This window comes from Allosediminivita pacifica, from assembly GCF_003054175.1.
In the GTDB taxonomy this organism is placed as follows: domain Bacteria; phylum Pseudomonadota; class Alphaproteobacteria; order Rhodobacterales; family Rhodobacteraceae; genus Allosediminivita; species Allosediminivita pacifica.
Window position 1 is genome coordinate 151964 of the sequence record NZ_QBKN01000006.1, and the last position, 19677, is coordinate 171640.

The 19677-nt window shown below is 67.3% G+C and carries 16 protein-coding genes; 3 read left to right on the forward strand and 13 right to left on the reverse strand.

The features are described from left to right. Window positions 1-16 precede the first annotated feature (16 nt). Window positions 17-1360 carry an NAD(P)/FAD-dependent oxidoreductase gene (locus C8N44_RS06615; protein WP_107975391.1) on the forward strand — a complete coding sequence of 448 codons (1344 nt, stop codon included), beginning with the start codon at window positions 17-19 and terminating at the stop codon, window positions 1358-1360. A gap of 70 nt (window positions 1361-1430) precedes the next feature. Further along, complete coding sequence (locus tag C8N44_RS06620; protein ID WP_107975392.1) at window positions 1431-2594, forward strand: M20 aminoacylase family protein; 1164 nt, start codon at window positions 1431-1433, stop codon at window positions 2592-2594. Window positions 2595-2598: 4 nt separating this feature from the next. Here C8N44_RS06620 and C8N44_RS06625 read toward each other — a convergent pair whose 3' ends face one another. Continuing rightward, a complete protein-coding gene (locus C8N44_RS06625; RefSeq protein ID WP_107975393.1) occupies window positions 2599-3732 on the reverse strand; it encodes a glycosyltransferase in 1134 nt (377 codons plus the stop codon). 124 nt (window positions 3733-3856) lie between these two features. Here C8N44_RS06625 and C8N44_RS06630 point away from each other — a divergent pair, with 124 nt between their 5' ends. Continuing rightward, window positions 3857-4657 carry a glycosyl transferase gene (locus tag C8N44_RS06630; RefSeq protein WP_107975394.1) on the forward strand — a complete coding sequence of 267 codons (801 nt, stop codon included), beginning with the start codon at window positions 3857-3859 and terminating at the stop codon, window positions 4655-4657. 3 nt (window positions 4658-4660) lie between these two features. Here C8N44_RS06630 and C8N44_RS06635 read toward each other — a convergent pair whose 3' ends face one another. The 12 genes from C8N44_RS06635 to C8N44_RS06690 all read right to left on the reverse strand — a co-directional run bounded on the left by C8N44_RS06635 (window position 4661) and on the right by C8N44_RS06690 (window position 19673). After that, entirely contained in the window at window positions 4661-5626 is a 966-nt protein-coding gene (locus tag C8N44_RS06635; protein ID WP_107975395.1) for a glycosyl transferase family protein, read from the reverse strand. Further along, window positions 5623-8235, reverse strand: coding sequence for a nitrate reductase (locus tag C8N44_RS06640; RefSeq protein ID WP_107975396.1), 2613 nt, complete (start codon window positions 8233-8235; stop codon window positions 5623-5625). The genes C8N44_RS06635 and C8N44_RS06640 overlap by 4 nt, the downstream gene beginning before the upstream one ends. A gap of 22 nt (window positions 8236-8257) precedes the next feature. After that, window positions 8258-8722 (reverse strand): cyanase, encoded by a 465-nt coding sequence (gene cynS, locus C8N44_RS06645; protein ID WP_244641009.1) that lies wholly within the window; start codon window positions 8720-8722, stop codon window positions 8258-8260. 60 nt (window positions 8723-8782) lie between these two features. Next, the gene (locus C8N44_RS06650) at window positions 8783-9625 is read right to left on the reverse strand and encodes a formate/nitrite transporter family protein (protein ID WP_107975397.1); all 843 of its coding nucleotides are present in this window, start codon (window positions 9623-9625) and stop codon (window positions 8783-8785) included. A 19-nt stretch (window positions 9626-9644) separates the two neighbouring features. Next, complete coding sequence (nirD, locus tag C8N44_RS06655) at window positions 9645-9977, reverse strand: nitrite reductase small subunit NirD (RefSeq protein ID WP_107975398.1); 333 nt, start codon at window positions 9975-9977, stop codon at window positions 9645-9647. Continuing rightward, on the reverse strand, window positions 9974-12412 hold the full coding sequence (gene nirB, locus C8N44_RS06660; protein WP_107975399.1) for a nitrite reductase large subunit NirB: 2439 nt from the start codon (window positions 12410-12412) through the stop codon (window positions 9974-9976). The genes nirD and nirB overlap by 4 nt, the downstream gene beginning before the upstream one ends. 15 nt (window positions 12413-12427) lie before the next feature. Next, a complete protein-coding gene (locus tag C8N44_RS06665) occupies window positions 12428-13375 on the reverse strand; it encodes a GAF domain-containing protein (protein ID WP_244641010.1) in 948 nt (315 codons plus the stop codon). Beyond that, window positions 13372-15057 carry an ABC transporter ATP-binding protein gene (locus C8N44_RS06670; RefSeq protein ID WP_188758642.1) on the reverse strand — a complete coding sequence of 562 codons (1686 nt, stop codon included), beginning with the start codon at window positions 15055-15057 and terminating at the stop codon, window positions 13372-13374. The genes C8N44_RS06665 and C8N44_RS06670 overlap by 4 nt, the downstream gene beginning before the upstream one ends. A gap of 5 nt (window positions 15058-15062) precedes the next feature. Continuing rightward, window positions 15063-16145: an ABC transporter permease gene (locus tag C8N44_RS06675; RefSeq protein WP_107975402.1), complete on the reverse strand. Its 1083-nt coding sequence runs from the start codon at window positions 16143-16145 to the stop codon at window positions 15063-15065. Window positions 16146-16279: 134 nt separating this feature from the next. Beyond that, the gene (locus C8N44_RS06680; RefSeq protein WP_107975403.1) at window positions 16280-17647 is read right to left on the reverse strand and encodes a CmpA/NrtA family ABC transporter substrate-binding protein; all 1368 of its coding nucleotides are present in this window, start codon (window positions 17645-17647) and stop codon (window positions 16280-16282) included. Between the two features lie 269 nt (window positions 17648-17916). Further along, on the reverse strand, window positions 17917-19092 hold the full coding sequence (locus tag C8N44_RS06685; RefSeq protein WP_107975404.1) for an ABC transporter substrate-binding protein: 1176 nt from the start codon (window positions 19090-19092) through the stop codon (window positions 17917-17919). Continuing rightward, complete coding sequence (locus C8N44_RS06690; protein ID WP_107975405.1) at window positions 19089-19673, reverse strand: ANTAR domain-containing response regulator; 585 nt, start codon at window positions 19671-19673, stop codon at window positions 19089-19091. The genes C8N44_RS06685 and C8N44_RS06690 overlap by 4 nt, the downstream gene beginning before the upstream one ends. Between the last annotated feature and the right edge of the window lie 4 nt (window positions 19674-19677).

Below are 19677 nucleotides of genomic sequence, written 5' to 3' on the forward strand. Positions count from 1 at the left end.
CGCCGGGAGATCTGAAATGATATTTCCTTTCCGCGACATCGGCCCGGCCGAGTTCACAGGCCCGCTTCCGCAAGAGACAGATGTGGTCGTCATCGGTGGCGGGGTGGTGGGTGTCTCGACCGCCCTATATGCCGCACGGCAGGGCCTGCGCGTGGTGTTACTGGAAAAAGGCCGGATCGCCGCCGAACAGTCGAGCCGCAACTGGGGCTGGATTCGCGTTCAGGGCCGCGACCTTGCCGAGATCCCTATCGCGCTCGAGGCGCAGGACCTCTGGCAGGAGCTTGATGCGACCTGCAAGGGGCGACTGGGCCTGCGCACCTGCGGGATCAGTTACCTCGCACGCACCAATGAGGAGATGGGCCGGTTCGAGGGCTGGATGCGCGACGCGCGGCCGCTCGGCGCCTCCTCGCGGATACTCTCGCGCACCGAGATGCTGCGCCTTCATAACTATCCCCGCGACGGCTGGATCGGGGCGCTGCACACACCCACCGACATGCGTGCCGAACCCTGGGTGGCCGTCCCCGAGATCGCCCGCCTTGCCCGAGACGAAGGCGCCACGATCATCGAACGCTGTGCCGTCCGGGCGCTCGACCGCGAGGGCGGCAAGGTCACTGGCGTCGTGACCGAGACTGGCCGCATCCGCGCACCCCAGGTGGTGCTGGCCGGCGGCGCCTGGTCGAGCCTCTTCCTGCGCCGCCACGGCATCGACATCCCGCAGCTTGGCGTGCGCTCCACGGCCATGGCCACGAACCGCCTGTCGCAGGTGCTGTCCACCGCCGGTGTCGATGACCGCATGGCCATGCGCCCGCGCGAGGACGGCGGCTACAACCTTGCACCCTCGGCCTATGCCGAGCTGTTCGTTGGACCGGATGCCTTCCGCCACCTGCGCCGCTACCTGCCGCTGGCGCTGTCTGGTGAATTCGACGTGCACATCCGCCGCCCGCCGCCCAAGGGGTGGCCCGATGCCTTCACCACGCCCCGCAAGTGGGAGGCCGACGAGGCCAGCCCCTTCGAGCAGATGCGGATCCTGGATCCTGCGCCGAATAAGTCCAAGGTGGCCGAGATCAGCGCCCGCTTCGGGCAGATCTACCCCGATCTCGGCCAAGTCACCTTGCAGGCGTCCTGGGCGGGGATCATCGACGTGCTGCCGGACGTGGTGCCGGTGGTTGACGGGGTGACCAAACTGCCCGGCCTCACGGTGGTGACGGGCATGTGCGGCCATGGTTTCGGCGCGGGGCCCGCTTTCGGTCGCATCGCGGCCGATCTGGCCGCAGGCAAGGACACCGGCCACGCGTTGGGCCGCTTCCGGATCGGGCGTTTCACCGACGGCTCGAAGCTGACGCCGGGTCCCAACCTCTGACGATCTTGCGCGCACTGGGGCCGGGTGGCAGGCTCCGCGCGTCAAGACATCTGCCTCAGGAGCACGAAAAATGCCGTTCAAGAACCGCTTTGCCGAACTGCATGACGAGATCACCGCATGGCGTCGGGACATCCACGCCCACCCGGAGGTTCTCTTCGACACGCCGCGCACCAGCGCGCTGGTCGCTGAAAAGCTGCGCGAGTTTGGCTGCGACGAAGTGGTCGAAGGCATCGGCCAGACCGGCGTCGTCGGCATCATCAAGGGCAAGAGCGACACTTCGGGCAAGGTGATCGGCCTGCGCGCCGATATCGACGCGCTGCCCATCAACGAGGCGACGGGCCTCGACTACGCCTCGACCACGCCGGGCAAGATGCACGCCTGCGGCCACGACGGTCACACCGCCATGCTCCTGGGCGGCGCCAAGTACCTGGCCGAGACGCGCAATTTCGACGGCACCGTGGCGGTCATCTTCCAGCCTGCCGAAGAGGGCGGCGGCGGCGGCCGCGAGATGTGCAAGGACGGCATGATGGAGCGCTTCGGCATCCAGGAAGTCTACGGCATGCACAACTGGCCCGGCCTGCCGGTGGGGTCTTTCTCGATCCGGCCGGGGTCGTTCTTTGCCGCGACCGACGTCATGGAAATCAAGATCTCGGGTCTCGGCGGGCACGCGGCCAAGCCGCATGAAACCGTCGACCCCACCGTCTGCGCCGCCCAGATCGTGACCGCGCTTCAGACCATCGCCAGCCGCAACGCCGATCCCGTCAGCCAGATCGTCGTCTCGATCACCTCGTTCGAGACCTCCTCGACCGCGTTCAACGTGATCCCCGCTTACGTCACCCTGCGCGGCACCGTGCGAACGCTCAGCAACGAGAACCGCGACCTTGCCGAAAAGCGCATCACCGAGCTTTGCACCGGCATCGCGGGCGCCTTCGGCGGCAAGGCCGAGATCGACTACCTGCGCAACTACCCGGTCATGGTGAACCACGAGGAGCAGACCGAATTCGCGGCCGAGGTCGCCAAGGCGGTGTCCGGCGACTGTGCCGATGCGCCGCTCATCATGGGGGGCGAGGACTTCGCCTTCATGCTCGAGGAACGGCCCGGGGCCTACATCCTCGTCGGCAACGGCGACACGGCGATGGTCCACAACCCCGACTACAACTTCAACGACGACGCCATCCCGGCGGGCTGCTCGTGGTGGGCGGAACTCGTGGAGCGCCGCATGCCCGCGGCCTGAGGCCTCAGAGCGCCGCGCGCATCACCTCCTCGATGCGCGCGGTGAGCGTGGCCTTGTCGAGGTTGGCCACGGCGAAGGCGCGGCCCGCCGCGCCCATCCCGGCGGTGCGGTCAGGGTCCGCCAGAAGCGCATCAAGCGCCGCCGCGTAGCCCGCCTCGTCATGCTCATCCACCAGCAGGCCGGTGTCGCCTTCGCGCACCGCCTCGGGGATGCCCGCGTGGCGGGTCGAGACGACGGCGCAGCCGCAGGCCATCGCCTCCTGGATCACGCTGGGCAGGCCCTCGGTGTTGCCGTCTTCGCCGGTCACCGAATGCTGGGCAAAGATCGTTGCGCGCGACAGCCGGTCTGCCACATCCGCGTGGGGCAGGGCGCCGGGCAGGGCGATCCGGTCCGCCAGCCCTGCGACGGCGACCTCCTCCCGGCATCGCGCGAGCAGCTCGCCCCCGCCGATCATCTCGAACCGGGTGTCGGGATTGGCCTTTGCCGCCGCGATGAAGGCGCGCAGCGTGGTCAGCGGCTGTTTCTTCTCGACCATGCGCCCTATGGCGACCACGTACCCCGGCTGCTTCACGCCGGGTGTAAACCGCGTGGTGTCCGCGCCGCTCGGGATCACGTGGGCATTCGGATGGGTGATCCCCTTGCTTGCAAGGTTCTCCAGCAGGAAGTGCGACACGGCAAAGACCCCCGCCAGGCGCGGCATCAGCAGCCGGAACGCGCGCGGATAAAACCGCTCTTCCAGCAGCTTCGACCCGTCGAAGCCGCGAAAGTAGGTGAAGACCGGGATCCCGAGAGCATTGGCAACGGGGGCCACTTGCGCGGCGCGATTGCCGAACTCGCACAGCACCGCCTCGATGCGCTGGGCGCGCAGGAAATCGCGCAGGGCCGCCGCCTGCCGCCCGGCGGGTGTCCCGATGACCGAATGCCGGGCCAGGTGCAGCGGCGCCAGCAGCCGGCCCGCCGCGCCCGCGGGCGTGTCGTCCAGGATCAGCACCGGCTGGTCCCCCGGCCAGGCCTTGCCCCGTTTCATCGCGACCACCACGGTGTTGCCGCCGAACAGGTGATCCACGTGGTGGTTCACGAAGGTCTCGCCCGGGCGCAGGTAGGCGCTGGTCACGATGGCGGTGCGGGGCTGGGTCATGCGCGGCGGACCTTGTTCTGCGGGTAGAAACTGCCCCACGGCTACTGCCGATCCGGGGGCGCGGCAAGCAGGCCGGCGCAGGCGCGGGCTGGCGGGGCGCGGGCGCGCCTGCTAAGCCCGGGGCATGACAAAGCCCGCGAACATCATGTGCATCAAGTGGGGCACGCTTTTCGGCCCCGAGTACGTCAACCGGCTCTATTCCGGCGTGCGGCGCCACATGTCGCGGCCGGTCCGCTTCATGTGCATGACCGAACACGCCGAGGGCCTGCACCCGGATATCGAGGTGCTCGACCTGCCCACCGAACCCTTTGCCGAGCCGATGGCCGCGGCGCTGGCCGTCGCCAACCGGCAGGGCGCCATGCGCAAGGTCTCGCTCTTCCGGCCGGGGCTCGTGCCCGACCTCGACGGGCCGGTGCTGGGCTTCGATCTCGACGTGGTCATCACCGGATCACTGGACGAGATCCACGACCTCGCCCCCGGCACCATCGCCATGCGCCACGACTGGACCGAGGCCCGCAAGGGCCGGCCCACCGGGCATGGCTCGGTCTTCCGCTTCGACCCGGCGCAGCACGGTTTCCTCTACGAAGATCTCGCAGCGAACCCCTACGACGAAGTGGAAAAGGCGCGCGGCTCCGAGCAGCGCTACACCTCGCACAAGGCGATGGAGAACGCCTCTTTCACCTATATCCCGGGCGAATGGGTGGTCTCCTTCAAGTACGACTGCAACCCGTTCCCGCGCAACTGGCTCACGGTCCCTCAGTTGCCCTCCGAGGCGAAGGTCGTCTGCTTCCATGGGCGCCCGAAAATGTCAGACGCAATAGAGGGTTACGGCGGCTCCTTGATCCGTCACTCGAAGCCCTGCGACTGGTTGCGTGAGCACTGGATCGACCGTGCCGAGGCCGATCTCGGCCCCGGTTGGGCCTGAGCGTCAGGCGGCGCTGAGCGCGCCGCGCGCCTCCCAGAGGTCGCGCGCCCGTTCCGGCGCCCCCAGCGTCTCGAGCGCGAGGTCGGCGGTCGACAGCACGATGGCCTCGGCGAAGGGATCGTGCAGCGTGCCCTCCCACAGCATTGCGAGCGCCTGTGGATCGTCGGGCGCGGCCTCGGCAAGGCGCTGATGCCCCTCCGCCTGCTGGCCGGTCTTGCCGGTCCATGTCTTGCCGCTACGCAGTCCGAAGATCTCGATGTCCTTGGCGGCGTGGTGCTCGAACTCGCCCCCGCCGCCCTTGAGGACCGTCAGGTCCCGCAGCCCGAGAAGTTCGGCGGCATCGGCCTGCAACGTCCGGTAGGGCGGGTGGAACACGCCCTGCACGGCGGCGCGCGCCTGCCCGGGGTTCAGCATCCGCAGCACCGTGTTCACGCAGGACCGCAGGCCAAGTTTGTCGCGCAAGCCCAGCAGGTGGAACAGCCGGGGCGAGAAGCTTTCCAGCGGCAGGTAGGCGACGCCGCCGCGTTCCAGCAGCGCGCCCGCCGTGGCCGTGCTTCCCGCCTGCGGAATGCCAAGCGCGGGCAGGGCGGCCCGGACCGAGGCGGACGGCCCCTGGTGGCTGTTCCATCCGTGCAGCAACACGGGGTAGCCTGCCGAGGCCACCAGCCGTGCGGCCAACAGGAACCAGGGCAGGCCGCGGCTTCGCCCGGCGGCATAACTCGGCCAGTCGAGCGCGGGACGGGTGCCGGGCCAGGGCGCGAGGCTCGCCTGCGCGGCCTCGGCAAAACCCGCGATCTCGGCGGCTGTTTCGCCCTTCATGCGCAGTAGCATCAGAATCGCCCCGATCGCCTCGGGATCGGCATCCTCGCGCAGCATGAGCGTCATGGCCTCACGGGCCTCTTCCTGGGTGTAGCCGCGGGCGCGACCCTGACCGCGCGCAAGGATGCGGACATAGGGGGCAAGTGTCATTCGGCGGCCTCCTTCGGCGTGGCACGCTCGAGCAGGGCGGCAATCTCTGGCCGGCAGGAGCCGCAGTTGGTGCCTGCCGACAGCGCCTTGCCGACCTCCTCGACGCTCATCAGGCCCTCGTCTTCGATGGCCCGCAGGATCGAGTTTACGCCGATCCCGAAGCAGGAACAAAGGGTCGGTCCCGGATCGGGCATGTCCGCCGGCACCTGTCCGGCGAGGACATGCTCCGCCTCCGTCCCCGGAAGCGTGACGAGGTGATCGCGGGCAAGCGCCAGCGGGCGGGGCCCGGCAAAGAGCGCGGCCACCAGTCGGCCTTCCTGCCGGAAGGCAAGGCGCGCGGCGCCCCGTGCCGGATCCTGGACCATCTGGAGCGTCACTTTTGGCAGGCCAAAGAGCGCGCGCGCGAAGTCCTCCCAGTTCGAGGGCAGAGCATCATCCGCCAACTCGGCGCGCCATCCGCCGGTCGTTCGAGCAAGGGCCCAGTAGGCGGTGTCGGGCGCCATGGGGGCCGAGGAGACCGCAAATCCGTACCAGGCGGCGGCGTAGGGCTGGAGGTCGCAGAGCGCAGCCTTGCTTTCGGGTTGGCCTGACACAGGGTCGATCGCTGATGCCACGAGTGCGTCGATCCGGCCGCTGGGTGCGGTCTCTCCGGTCCAGTGCATGGGGGCGAAAACGGTCTCCGGCTGGACCGCATCGGTGATCTGGGCGCGCAGGATCGCCCGGCCCGACGGACTGGTCAGACGCACCAACGTATCGGCCGCGATGCCCAGCCGCGCGGCATCGCTTGGATGTATTTCGGCGAATGGCTCGGCCAGATGCGCCGAGAGGCGCGGCGACCGTCCGGTGCGGGTCATCGTGTGCCACTGGTCTCGGATACGGCCGGTGTTGAGCCGGAAGGGATAGCTCGCGGAGGGCGCCGCTGCAGGTCCCCGTGGGGTCAACGCGATCATGCGCAGCCTGCCGTCCTCGTGGAACGACTTCCCATCCGCGAAGAAGCGCCCGCCGCGCTTCGCAGCCACCGGCCAGCGCGTGGGTCGAAGTGTGTCGTACTCCGCGTCGGAGATCGCCGCGAGCGCCGAGATGTCGAAATCGAGCCCGAAGCCACCGGCGATTCCCGACAATGCCGCGTGCTCGCGGAAGATCTCGGCCGGGCCGGTGTAGTCGAACTCGCCCGACCATCCCATGCGACGCCCGACGTCGGCCATTTGCCACCAGTCGGGGCGGGCCTTGCCGGGGGCGGGCAGTGCCGCCCGCTGGCGCGAAATGGTACGGTCGGAGTTGGTGACTGTGCCGGATTTCTCGCCCCAGGCTGAGGCGGGCAGCAGCACATGCGCAAGCCGGGCGGTGTCGGTATTGCCGGTGATGTCCGAGACAACGGTGAAGGGGCAGGCGGCAATGGCCTCCCGCACGGCGTCGGCCTGGGGCAATGTTACGGCCGGGTTGGAATGCATGATCCAGAGCGCCTTGATCCGGCCTTCGTCGACAGCTCGGAACATGTCGACCGCCTTGAGACCTGGCCGGTCCGGAATCTGCGGAGCGTTCCAGAACGTTCGGACTGCCGAGCGATGCGCGGGGTTTTCCAGCGCCATGTGGCAGGCCAGCATGTTGGCCAGCCCGCCCACTTCGCGCCCGCCCATGGCGTTGGGCTGGCCGGTGACGCTGAAGGGGCCCATTCCGGGTTTGCCGATGCGGCCGGTGGCGATGTGGCAGTTGAGGATCGCGTTGACCTTGTCGGTGCCGGCGCTCGACTGGTTCACGCCCTGGCTGAAGATGGTGACGACCTTCTCGTGGCCGATCCACAGCTTGCAGAAGGCACGGAGCTGCGCCTCGTCCAGGCCCGTGACCGAGGGATCGGTTGCCGCGGCGGCTGCAAAGGTCTCGGCGCTGCCCTCGACGCGCGCCAGAGCATCGGGATTGTCGGCGGCCGCGCGCCGGATCTCGGTCAGGAGCACATTGAAGAGCGCCACGTCCGACCCGATGGCAAGCGGCAGGTGCAGGTCCGCCCCGTCGCAGCTTGCCGTGCGGCGCGGGTCGATCACCACCAGCTTGGTGCCGCGTGCCTTGCGGGCCGTGAGAACGCGCTGGAAGAGCACCGGATGGCACCAGGCGAGGTTGGAGCCCACCAGCACGACAAGGTCGGCTTCGTCCAGGTCATCGTAGGTGCCGGGCACGGTGTCGGTGCCGAAGGCACGCCGATGCCCCGCCACGGTCGAGGCCATGCAGAGCCGCGAGTTGGTGTCGATATTGGCCGAGCCGATGAAGCCCTTCATCAGTTTGTTGGCAACGTAGTAGTCCTCGGTCAGCATCTGCCCCGAGACGTAGAAGGCGACGCTGTCGGGCCCGTGATCGGCCACCGTCTGCTTGAAGCGGTCCGCGACAAGCTGCAACGTTTCGTCCCAGCCGCTTTCGATCCCGTTGACCTGCGGGGACAGCAGGCGGCCCTCCAGCCCCAGCGTTTCGCCGAGGGCCGAGCCCTTGGAGCAGAGCCGTCCGCGGTTGGCGGGGTGATCTGGATCCCCCCGGATCTCGAGCCCGCCGGCGGTGTCCCGCTTCAGCAGGACACCGCAGCCGACACCGCAGTAAGGGCAGGTGGAACGGATCTCGGTCATCGGCGGGTTCTTTCTTTGGAGCTTACCAGGTCTTGTAGGGCAGGAACTTGCCGGTCATCTCGACCTTCACGCGATCACCCTTGGGATCCTCGACGCGGGTGACTTCCATGTCGAAGTCGATCGCCGACATGATCCCGTCGCCGAACTTCTCGTGCACGAGCGCCTTGAAGGAGGGCCCGTAAACGCCCGCGATCTCGTAGAGGCGGTAGATGCAGGGGTCGGTGGGAATGTCGCGGCTCCAGTCCTTGGAGGGGCAATCCTGGAGCAGGGACACGGCCTCGTCGGGCAGGCCCAGCACCTCGCAGAGCGCTGTCGCCTTTTCCCGAGGCATCGCGCCCATGCCGGTGGCGGTGGCATGGGTCCAGACCGGGGACATGCCGATCGACTCGGCGATGGCTTCCCATGTCATGCCGCTCTGGCGCTTGGCGCGCAAAATGGCCTCGGTGACGTCGTCTCGGGTCATCGTCGCGCTGCTCATCTGGTCCATGGTATCTTTCCCTTCGACTTGAGGTGGGCCGCAGCGCCGCAGGGGCGCCGCGGGGCAGGATCACTCGGCAGGCTCCATCGCCGGGGTCACGGCCTCGGGATCGGCTTCGGGGTCCTTCTTGTAGTGGGTGCCGTAGATCATGGCGCCGACAAAGGTCAGGCCGCCCACGACGTTGCCGATCACGGTGGGGATCTCGTTGTAGAGGAAGTAGTCGGACCAGGTGAATTGCCCGCCCAGCATGATGCCCGAGGGGAAGAGGAACATGTTCACGATGGAGTGCTCGAACCCGAGGTAGAAGAAGATCAGGATCGGCATCCACATGGCCATGATCTTGCCCGAGACCGAGGTCGACATCATCGCCGCGACCACGCCGGTCGAGACCATCCAGTTGCACATCACCGCGCGGATGAAGAGCGTGAGCATCCCGCCGGCCCCGGCATCGGCATAGCCCAGCGTACGGCCCTCGCCGATATGGCCGATCTGCTGTCCGACTGCGTTCGGCTCTTCGGTGAAACCCATGGTCAGGATGATCGCCATGAAGAGGGCGGTCGTCATCGCGCCGGCGAAGTTGCCGGCGAAGACGAGGCCCCAGTTGCGCATGAGCGATTTCGTGTCGACACCCGGCCGCCGCGCCCAGAGCGCCAGCGGGCAGAGCGTGAAGACGCCCGTCAGAAGGTCGAACCCGAGCAGGTAGAGAATGCAGAAGCCGACCGGGAAAAGTAGCGCGCCGACAAGCGGCTGACCGGTGTTCACCGTGACGGTGATGGCAAATGCCGCGGCGAGCGCAAGAATCGCCCCCGCCATGTAGGCGCGGATCAGCGTGTCCTTGGTGGACATCTTCATCTTGGCCTCACCGGCATCCACCATCTTGGTGGCGAAGTCCTCTGGGGTCACATATGACATGCGCTTCGTCCTTTCTGGTCTAGGCGGCCGCGTGGGCCTCGAGGGAGGAGAGGTCGAGAAGGACCCGGCCGGCGTCGATCCGGACGGGATAGGTGGCGATGCTGCCCTCGTCGGCGCCCTGGGCTTCACCGCTTTCCAGCGAGTAGACCCAGTTGTGCAGCGGGCAGGTGACCTTGCGCCCGTGCACGATCCCTTCGTCGAGAGGGCCGCCCCGGTGGGCGCAGGTGGCCGAGGTCGCGAAGACCTCGTCCTCATCCGTGCGGAAGAGCGCGATGCATCCCGCGCGGGTCTTGACCCGGCGCGCGCCGCGCACGGGGATTTCGTCCAGCGATCCGATGTCGGTCCAGCTCATTCGGCGGCCTCCAGGGTCAGGTCCGCCATGGGTTCGTACTGGCGGCGGGTTTCGGGGGTGGCACGTTCGGCCCAAGGGTCCTTCTGGTAGACCGACTGCGAAAGATCGAATCGCTCCATGAGCGCCGCGCGCTCGGTGGCGTCGGCCAGAACCTCCTGCACCCAGTCGAGCCCGACCTTGGCCAGCCACTTGTAGGGCCGGTCGAGGTACTTGGCGTGTTCGCGGTAGAGCTGGACGAAGGCCACGACCCATTCGATGGCCTCTTCCTCGGTCCGGACGTCGACCAGGCGCTCGACCTCCTTCACGTCCATGCCGGCTGCACCGCCGACACCGATCTGGTAGCCGCTGTCGACGCAGACGATGCCCACGTCCTTGCAGGTGGCCTCGGCGCAGTTGCGCGGGCAGCCCGACACGCCGAGCTTGACCTTGTGCGGCGTCCACGAGCCCCAGAGCCGCTTTTCGAGCTTGATGCCAAGGCCCGTGCTGTCCTGCGTGCCAAAGCGGCACCAGTCCTTGCCGACGCAGGTCTTCACCGTGCGCAGACCCTTGGTATAGGCGTGGCCCGAGACCATGCCCGCCGCGTTGAGGTCGCCCCAGATCAGCGGCAGGTCTTCCTTCTTCACGCCCAGCAGGTCGATGCGCTGGCCGCCGGTCACCTTCACCGTGGCGCCGTACTTGTCGGCGGCGTCGGCGATGGCGCGCAGCTCGTTGGCGTCGGTCATCCCGCCCCACATGCGGGGCATGACGGAATAGGTGCCGTCCTTCTGGATGTTGGCGTGGTTGCGTTCGTTGACGAAGCGGCTCTGCGGGTCGTCCTTGTACTCCAGCGGCCAGTCGGCCAGCAGGTAGAAGTTCACCGCCGGTCGGCAGGTGTGGCAGCCGTTGGGCGTGGTCCAGCCCAGTTCCTGCCAGACGGCGGGCTGCGATTTGAGTTCGCGCGCCTTGATCAGCCGCCGCACGTCCTCGTGTGAAAGATCGGTGCAGCCGCAAATCGGCTGTGCCTCGGGCATCTTGAAGTCGTCGCCCAGCGTCGCCGCCAGCACCTGTTCCACGAGCCCGGTGCAGGTGCCGCAGCTGGCCGAGGCCTTGGTCTGCGCCTTCACGTCGCCCAGGGATGTTGCGCCACCTTCGATGGCCTTGACGATCTGTCCCTTGCAGACGCCGTTGCAGCCGCAGATCTCTGCATCATCCGGCAAGGCTGCAACGGCGGCCAAAGGGTCCGCCTGGGTGCCTCCGCCCTGATAGGCGGGGCCGAAGATCAGCGTCTCGCGCATCTCCGAGATGTCGGTGCCATCCTTGATGAGGCCGAAGAACCAGTTTCCGTCGGCCGTGTCGCCGTACATCACCGCGCCGATCAGGCGTTCCTCCTCGATCACCAGCCGCTTGTAGATGCCGCGCGCCGGGTCGCGGTAGACGATGTCCTCGCGGCCCTCGCCCTCGGCGAAGTCGCCGGCGCTGAAGAGGTCGACACCCGTGACCTTGAGCTTGGTGGAAAGTTGCCGCTGCTTGAAGGCGGCCTCTTCGTCCAGCAGCGTCGCTGCCGCCACCTTTGCCTGATCGTAGAGCGGTGCCACGAGGCCGAAGATGGCCCCCTGATGCTCGATGCATTCGCCGACGGCGAGGATGTCCTCGTCCGACGTGATCATCTGGTCGTCGACGTGGATACCCTTGCCGACGGCAAGCCCCGTATCCTTGGCAAGCTGCACCTGCGGGCGGATGCCCACGGCCATCACGACAAGGTCGGCAGGCAGTTCGGTGCCGTCCTCGAGCCTGACCATCTCGGCGCCATCCTTGCCGGTGATCTCCTTCGTGGAGGCCTGCGTCAGCACGGTGATACCGCGGCTTTCGAGGTCCTTCTGCAGAAGGTATCCGGCCGCGGGGTCGAGCTGGCGTTCCATCAGGTGCCCGGCAAGGTGCAGTACGGTCACCTCCATGCCGCGCAGGCGAAGGCCCGCCGCCGCCTCCAGCCCCAGCAGACCCCCGCCGATCACCACGGCGCGTCCGCCGGGCTTTCCCGAGGCCTCGATCATGGCGTTGGTGTCATCGAGGTCGCGGTAGGCGATGACGCCCGGCAGATCGTGGCCGGGGCAGGGGATGATGAAGGGCGACGACCCCGTCGCGAACATCAGCTTGTCATACTCGACAGTGCCGTTCTCGCCCGTGACTGTCTTGGCCTGCCGGTCGATGCTCACGACCTTCTCGCCGAAGCGGCAGGTGATGCCGCGGGTGGCGTACCAGTCGTCGTCATGCGTGACGATCTCGGCATAGCTCTTCTCGCCTGACAGCACGGGCGACAGCATGATGCGGTTGTAGTTCCCGCGCGGTTCGGCGTTGAACAGCGTGACGTCCCAGCCATCGGGATCGGCCTCGAGCAGATGCTCCAGCGCACGGCCCGAGGCCATGCCGGATCCGATGACGACGAGTTTGCGTTTCATGGCAACCTCCGCTTTTCAGCAATACCAGGCGACGATGTGTGCAATGGCACCGTCGCGGTGAATGGGAAGGGCAACGACCGAGGCGTAGCCGGGGCCGATGCCGGGGGCGCATTTCTCGGCGACGGGCGCGCCGGTGCCGAGCACGCGGCCGATGACGCCCTGCCACGCGCTCGTGCGGCGTGGCTCCTGCTGGGTGTCGTCGGTCCAGAGCGGGCCCTCGCGTTCGCAGATGCCGTCGATCAGCTCGGCGCCGCCCTTGCTTCCGACCTTGGCGGCGCGGGCGTCCCAGACCTCGAAGCGGCGGGCGATGGGCGTGCCGCGTGCGGACAAAAGCGTCAGCACGCAGGCTTTTCCGTCCGGTCCCGGCACCGGCAGGCCGAGGCCCGTGGTCAGCCCGGCACGTCCGGCGCTGTCGGCGCGGATGAAGCGGTAGCCCGAGCCCAGATCGCGCATGAGAACAGGCGTCTGCGAGGCCCAGACCCCGCCCGGCAGGCCTTGGCCTCGGGGGAAATGCGTGTGCTGCGACACCCATTCGAAGTGCTTCGCGGCGCCATAGTAGCCGTCGTCGAGCATCATCAGCCCGTCATGCTCGGCCCAGACCTCGATGGCGCCGGTGCGACCCTCGCCGTCGGAGCAAAGCACGACCAGCACGGCCTTGAGATCGGCCCCGTCGAAGACGGGCACCGCCACGGCGCTCTTCAGCCCGGCTTCCTTCGCCGCCTCGGTTCGCTTGAAGTAGGACCCGTCGAAGTCCTTAAGCACAATCGGCTTGCCCTCTGCCCAGGCTTTGCCCGGCAGGCCTTCGCCCTTGCCAAAACTCTCTCGGCCCGAGATCGCCTCGAACTCGGTCCGGTGGCCGTAGTTGCCGCCGGCAAGGCGCAGCACGCCGTCCTGCGGGGCCCAGACCTCGGACACCTCGATGAAGGTCCGGGTCGCGGTGGTGTCCACTGCGGTATCCATCATGCGGCCTCCTGCCGGGATTTGGCCGCGGCCTTGGGCGCGGGGGTGGCTCCGTGCTCGTATTCCTCGAGGAAATTCAGCACTTGCTCGCGGTATAGGTAGTAGTCGGGGTGCTCGAGCAGCGCCTTGCGGGTGCGTGGCCGCGGCAGGTCGACGTTGACGATCTTGCCGATGGTGGCCTGCGGGCCGTTGGTCATCATGACGACGCGGTCGGCCAGCAGGATCGCCTCGTCCACGTCGTGGGTGACGCAGATCGCGGTCACCTTGGTGCGCGACCAGACCTCCATCAGCACTTCCTGAAGCTCCCAGCGCGTGAGGCTGTCGAGCATGCCGAAGGGTTCGTCGAGAAGCAGCAGCTTTGGTGACAGGGCAAAGGCCCGCGCGATGCCCACGCGCTGCTTCATGCCGTTGGACAGCGAATGCGCCGGGCGGTCCATCGCGTCGGCCAGTCCCACGCGTTCGAGATAGTATTCCACCACCTCCTGTCGTTCGGCCTGGCTGGCGCGCGGGTAGACCCGGTCGACGCCCACCGCCACGTTTTCCTTGGCCGACAGCCATGGGAAGAGCGAGGGCGACTGGAAGACCACCGCGCGTTCGGGATCGGCGCCTTCGACGGCGCGACCGTCGAGCTTGATCGCACCCTTCGAGATGTCGTTGAGCCCCGCAGCCATGGTCAGCACCGTGGACTTGCCGCAGCCGGAATGCCCGATCAGCGAGATGAACTCGCCGCGGTTCATCTTGAGATCGAAATCCTCGACCACGGTCAGCGGCCCCTTGGGCGTCGGGTAAACCTTGTGCAGCTGCGAGAAGTCGAGGAAGCGGTTCTCGACCATGCCCTCGGTCGCCTTCTTCTGGGCGGCGGGCAGGCCGTGAATCGGCGTGACCTCGGGCAGGCCGCGGGTTTCCTCGACCTTGGCGGCGATGCCCACGTCCATGAGGTAGTTGGTCACCTTCGCCCGCAGCGCCTTGAAGCCCTCGTCGTGGTTCATCTCTCCCCGGTCGCGGGGACGGGGGATCGTGACGGCGAATTCCTCGCCCAGCGTGCCGTCGGGGTTCAGCGCGATGATCCGGTCGGCGAGGATTAGCGCCTCGTCCACGTCGTTGGTGATCAGCACGCAGGTCTTCTTGTCGCGAAGCCAGATCTGCTCGATCTCGTCGGCAAGATTGGCCCGCGTCAGCGCATCGAGCGCGGAAAGCGGCTCGTCCAGCAGCAGCATCTCGGGGTCCATCGCGAGCGCTCTTGCCACGTTCACCCGCTGGCGCATCCCGCCCGAAAGCTCGGCCGGGCGGCGCGTCGCGGCGTGGCTGAGGCCCACCATCTTGACATAATGCGCGACCTTCTCGGCCTTCTCTTTGGAAGAAAGCTTCATGAAGACCGTGTCCACGGCCAGCCGCACGTTGCCCGTCACCGTCAGCCAGGGCATGAGCGAGTAGTTCTGGAAGATCACGCCGCGCTCGGGGCCGGGGCCCTCGACGGGCTTGTCCTTGAAGGTGACGGTGCCGTTGGTGGGCTGCTCCAGCCCGGCCATCAGGTTGATGAGGGTGGTCTTGCCCGTGCCCGAGAAGCCCAGCAGGACAAGGAACTCTCCCTCGCGGACCTCGAGGTCGATGTCCTTCAGGACCTCCTCGCGCGCCGTGCCTTCGCCGAAGCTTTTAGAGACGTTTTCGAACTTGAGAATGCTCATGTCGCTCACCGGTTGTTCGAGAAGGTGAAGGCGGCCTGGATCGCGTACATCAGCCGGTCGAGAAGGAAGCCGATGATGCCGATGGTGAAGACGGCCACCATGATCCGCGCGAGGGAGGAGGACGACCCGTTCTGGAACTCGTCCCAGACGAACTTGCCGAGGCCCGGGTTCTGGGCCAGCATCTCGGCCGCGATCAGGACCATCCAGCCGACACCGAGGCTGAGCCGCAGGCCGGTGAAGATCAGCGGCAGGGCGGAGGGCAGCACCAGCTTGGTGATCTTGGTCCAGGTGCCCATCTTCAGCACCTTCGAGACGTTCACGAGGTCCTTGTCGATAGAGGCCACACCGAGCGCCGTGTTGATGAGCGTCGGCCAGAGCGAACAGAGCGTCACGGTGATGGCAGAGACGAGGAAGCTCTTCTCGAAGAGCCCGTCGTTCGTGACGTAGACCGCCGAGACGATCATGGTGACGATGGGCAGCCAGGCCAGCGGCGAGACCGGCTTGAAGATCTGGATGATCGGGTTCAGCGCCGCGTTCGCGGTCGGGGACAGCCCCGCCATGATCCCCAGCGGCACCGCCACAACCGTGGCGATCAGGAAGCCGAAGAACACGGTCTCGATCGAGGTGAAGATCTGCTGGTAGTAGCTCGGCGCGCCGGTGAAGGCGACGTCCTTGACCTCGTCCGCGCGGCCGGCGTCGATCAGGCGCTGGTTGCGGACATCCACCATTTCCTGGAACTGCGCGCGCCGTTCGCCGGTGCGCACCGCGTCCTCGTGAAGGCCGACGGCCTCTTGCCAGACGTCGCCCGGACCGGGCACCGCGCCCAGCGAGGTCTGCACCGTCGGCGCAAGTGCGGCCCAGAGTGCGAGAAACCCTGCGATGGCCAGAAGCGGCACGCCCAGAAGGCGCCAGATCTCGCCCATCTGGCCGCGTGGGTTGTCCCCCGCTGCGGCCTTGAGCACGGGTGTCACCCAGCTCAGGCCAAGCACTCGGAACCAGACGTCGGCCTTGTTGATGCGGGTGAAGCGTCGGGCGCGGCGCGCCTCGCGGTCTTCTGTTTCGATGGAATTCGGATCGACAGCGGTCATCGTTGTGTTTCCTTGCGTGGCTCGGGCCCCACACCCGGGGCGTCCGGGTCCTCGTGACGGGGCGCCCGGTCTGCGGGCTGCGGAAGGTCCGGTGGCCGGGGCAGGGCGCGCCCCGGCCGTCATTGTGGCGGGGCTCAGCCCTCGACGTCGTTCCCGACGATGCGCTGCTCGCCCTTCAGGCCGATCTCGAGGCTTTCGAGGTAGGCGTTGGGCGTGCGGCCGTCATAGACGACGCCGTCGATAATATCCTCGGGGGGCGTCGGAGCCTTGTAGCCGTCGCTTTCCCAAGGGAAGTCGGCCTCGTCGGCGAGCCCGTCTTCCACCAGCAGGCGGGCAGCCTCGAGGTAGATGGCGGGCTTGTAGACGGACTTGGCGACCTCGTCGTACCAGCTGTCGGGCTTGGCCTCCGCGATCTGGCCCCAGCGGCGCATCTGCGTCAGGTACCACACGGCGTCCGAATAGTAGGGATAGGTCGCGTTGTAGCGGAAGAAGACGTTGAAGTCGGGAACCTCGCGGACGTCGCCCTTTTCATACTCGAAGGTGCCGGTCATGGAGTTGGCGATCACCTCCTCGTCGGCGCCGACGTACTGGGAACGCGACAGGATCTCGACCGCCTCTTCGCGGTTGGCATTGTCGTTCTCGTCCAGCCACATGGCGGCGCGGATCAGCGCCTTGGTCAGGGCGAGCGTGGTGTTGGGGTTTTCCTCGGCGAACTCGGCGGTGATTCCGAAGACCTTCTCCGGGTTGTTCTTCCAGATCTCGTAGTCGGTGATGACCGGCACGCCGATCCCCTTGAAGACCGCCTGCTGGTTCCAGGGCTCGCCCACGCAGTAGCCGTGGATCGTGCCGGCCTCGAGCGTGGCGGGCATCTGCGGCGGGGGCGTCACGGAGAGAAACACATCGGCGTTGATCTGGCCGGTGGCGTCGCCATCGCCGTAGAAGCCCGGGTGCAGACCGCCAGCCGCCAGCCAGTAGCGCAGCTCGTAGTTGTGGGTCGAGACCGGGAAGACCATGCCCATGTTGAAGGGCTGGCCATTGTTTCGGTAATTCTCGACCACGGGCGCCAGGGCCTCGGCGCTGATCGGATGCTGCGGCAGGCCATCTGAGTTCTCGGGGATGTTGGGCTTCATCTCGGCCCAGACCTCGTTCGACACGGTGATGCCGTTGCCGTTCAGGTCCATCGAGAAGGGCGTGATGATATGCGCCTCGGTGCCGTAGCCGATGGTGGCGGCGAGCGGCTGGCCCGCCAGCATGTGCGCCCCGTCAAGCTGACCGTCGATGACGCCGTCGAGCAACACTTTCCAGTTGGCCTGCGCCTCCAGCGTCACGAAAAGCCCCTCATCGAGGAAGTAGCCCTGTTCGTAGGCCACCGCGAGCGGCGCCATGTCTGTGAGCTTGATGAAGCCGAAGGTCAGCTCGTCCTTTTCCAGCTCGAGGAACTGCGCGAGCGCAGGAGAAGTGAGGGCGGTCGAGGCCGCGAGGCCGAGGAGGAAGTGTTTCATATCAGGTCCTCTGTCGAAGACGGCCCGTCAGGACGGGGCCGAAAAACAAAAAAGCCGCTGACGCACACTGCCATGGTGGCAGCGGGTCGAGCGGCTTTGCTCAGCAATCCCAGTCCTTGGGAGATATCTTGTTCGGAGGACACCGTTGCCCGTCCGATGAACTACATATCCGGCATGCGCCCACGGTCTGGCAAGAAACTTTGTTTCCCGACCCCAGATTTTCGCCGCGGGGCAGCAAAAGGCAGCGGTGCCTGCCGAGGAAATAGGCGCTATCGCGCTACCGGGGTGAAAACCTGACCATCGAAGAAAGCATCACGCGCCAGAATCAGGCGTCCGGAACGCGACCCGGCGGGGGTGTCCTCGGTCAGCGAGCCCTCGACCCGCGATGAAGCGGCGGGCAGGTCCGCGCTCGTGTGTTCGAGCGCGTGGCGGTAGTAGTCGCTGCGAAACCGCTGGCTTGCCACCAGCGCTGCCTGCCTGCGATCGAGCCCGGTCCGCGCGGCGAGCTGCGCGCCGATCCATTCCGCCTGGCTGCGCCAGGGGAAAGTCGCGCCGTGCGCATGGAATTCGAGGAACCGCGGCACGTGGCGTTCCTCGCCCTTGGCAGACACCACGATGCGGCCGGACAGGGCCCGCTCGATCAGCTCGCTGCCGAGGCCGAGGTGTTCGCTGCGGCTGAGCAGTTCCGCGGCGACCATGCGCGAGTCCGGATCGGCCAGCCAGCGCGCCGCGCGCCAGACGGCCCGGATGAGCCTGTCGCGCAGCTCGGGTTCCGCTTCGGCCCAGTCGGTGCGCAAGGCCAGCACCTTCTCGGGGGCGAAGGCCCAGATGGCCGATCCCGGCAACAGCAGTTCCGCAAGTCCGCTGTCGACGGCCTTGGATCCCCATGGCTCGCCCACGCAGAAGGCATCGATGCTGCCGTCGGCCAGGGCCTCGGTCATCATCGGTGGCGGGATGGTCCTTACGTTCAGGTTCTGCGGTGCCCGCAGCCCCAGCGCCGACAGCCAGTAGTAGACAAGCTCGGCATGCATCGAGAAGGGGAAGGGCACGCCGATCCTCAGGGGCAGGTCCGCCGCCGCGATAAGCGCGCGGCCTGCCGCGGCGGCGTCGTCAAAACCGAATGCGTGACCCTGCGCATGAAGGCGTTCGGCCAAGGCGCGGCTGACGCCGATGACATTGCCGTTGACCGAGAGCACCGAAACCGCGTCCAGCGATACCCCTGCGCCGCCCAAACCCAGGGCCTGCGCGATGGGCAGTGGCGAGAGCAGATGCGCGGCCTGCACCTGACCGAAGCTCAGCATGTCGCGCACGGTCGACCACGACGGGGCCCGACGAAGGTCCAGTGCAAGCCCTTCCTCGGCGGCGAACCCCATGCTTTCGGCCACGATTAGCGGCGCGGCGTCCACAAGCGGGATGAAGCCCACGGAAAGCGTTGTCGCCCTCATCCCAGCAGGCCCGCCGCCGTCACCAGAGCTTCGGCCACGTCTGCGACCCGGCGTCCCTGGTCCATCGCGGTCTTGCGCAGCAGGGCGTAGGCGTCGTCCTCGCTCAGGCCCCGGTGCCGCATGATCATGCCCTTGGCCCGGTCGATGACCTTGCGCTCTTCAAGCGCCCGCTTGGCCTCGGCCAGCTCGGTCCGCATCCTCTGGAACATGCGGAAGCGCGCTACGGCTGCGTCGAGCACAGGCTTCACGCGGCGCGGCTCCATCCCGTCGACCACGTAGGCCGAGACCCCGGCCTCGATCGCCGCCGAAGACAACCCTTCGTCCGAACGGTCTACGAACATGGCGACGGGCCGGTCCATCGGGCCCGACGCAAGTGCCAGTTCTTCGAGCTGGTCGCGCGAGGGGTTCGATATGTCGATCAGAACCACGTCGGGAGCCTGCTCGCGCACATTGCTGGCAAGCGACGTGGGTTCGGACAGGATCCTGATGTGGAAGTCACCGGCCTGATTGAGCGAATCCACGATCTGGAGCGCCCGCTCCCGATCCGGTTCGACGACGATGATCTTCAGCCGTTCGGACATGCAA

Excerpts from the sequence above, each read along its gene's own strand:
- C8N44_RS06615 (WP_107975391.1), top strand. The coding sequence starts at position 17 with ATGATATTTCCTTTCCGCGACATCGGCCCGGCCGAGTTCACAGGCCCG.
- C8N44_RS06620 (WP_107975392.1), top strand. The coding sequence starts at position 1,431 with ATGCCGTTCAAGAACCGCTTTGCCGAACTGCATGACGAGATCACCGCA.
- C8N44_RS06625 (WP_107975393.1), bottom strand. The coding sequence starts at position 3,732 with ATGACCCAGCCCCGCACCGCCATCGTGACCAGCGCCTACCTGCGCCCG.
- C8N44_RS06630 (WP_107975394.1), top strand. The coding sequence starts at position 3,857 with ATGACAAAGCCCGCGAACATCATGTGCATCAAGTGGGGCACGCTTTTC.
- C8N44_RS06635 (WP_107975395.1), bottom strand. The coding sequence starts at position 5,626 with ATGACACTTGCCCCCTATGTCCGCATCCTTGCGCGCGGTCAGGGTCGC.
- C8N44_RS06640 (WP_107975396.1), bottom strand. The coding sequence starts at position 8,235 with ATGACCGAGATCCGTTCCACCTGCCCTTACTGCGGTGTCGGCTGCGGT.
- cynS (WP_244641009.1), bottom strand. The coding sequence starts at position 8,722 with ATGGACCAGATGAGCAGCGCGACGATGACCCGAGACGACGTCACCGAG.
- C8N44_RS06650 (WP_107975397.1), bottom strand. The coding sequence starts at position 9,625 with ATGTCATATGTGACCCCAGAGGACTTCGCCACCAAGATGGTGGATGCC.
- nirD (WP_107975398.1), bottom strand. The coding sequence starts at position 9,977 with ATGAGCTGGACCGACATCGGATCGCTGGACGAAATCCCCGTGCGCGGC.
- nirB (WP_107975399.1), bottom strand. The coding sequence starts at position 12,412 with ATGAAACGCAAACTCGTCGTCATCGGATCCGGCATGGCCTCGGGCCGT.
- C8N44_RS06665 (WP_244641010.1), bottom strand. The coding sequence starts at position 13,375 with ATGATGGATACCGCAGTGGACACCACCGCGACCCGGACCTTCATCGAG.
- C8N44_RS06670 (WP_188758642.1), bottom strand. The coding sequence starts at position 15,057 with ATGAGCATTCTCAAGTTCGAAAACGTCTCTAAAAGCTTCGGCGAAGGC.
- C8N44_RS06675 (WP_107975402.1), bottom strand. The coding sequence starts at position 16,145 with ATGACCGCTGTCGATCCGAATTCCATCGAAACAGAAGACCGCGAGGCG.
- C8N44_RS06680 (WP_107975403.1), bottom strand. The coding sequence starts at position 17,647 with ATGAAACACTTCCTCCTCGGCCTCGCGGCCTCGACCGCCCTCACTTCT.
- C8N44_RS06685 (WP_107975404.1), bottom strand. The coding sequence starts at position 19,092 with ATGAGGGCGACAACGCTTTCCGTGGGCTTCATCCCGCTTGTGGACGCC.
- C8N44_RS06690 (WP_107975405.1), bottom strand. The coding sequence starts at position 19,673 with ATGTCCGAACGGCTGAAGATCATCGTCGTCGAACCGGATCGGGAGCGG.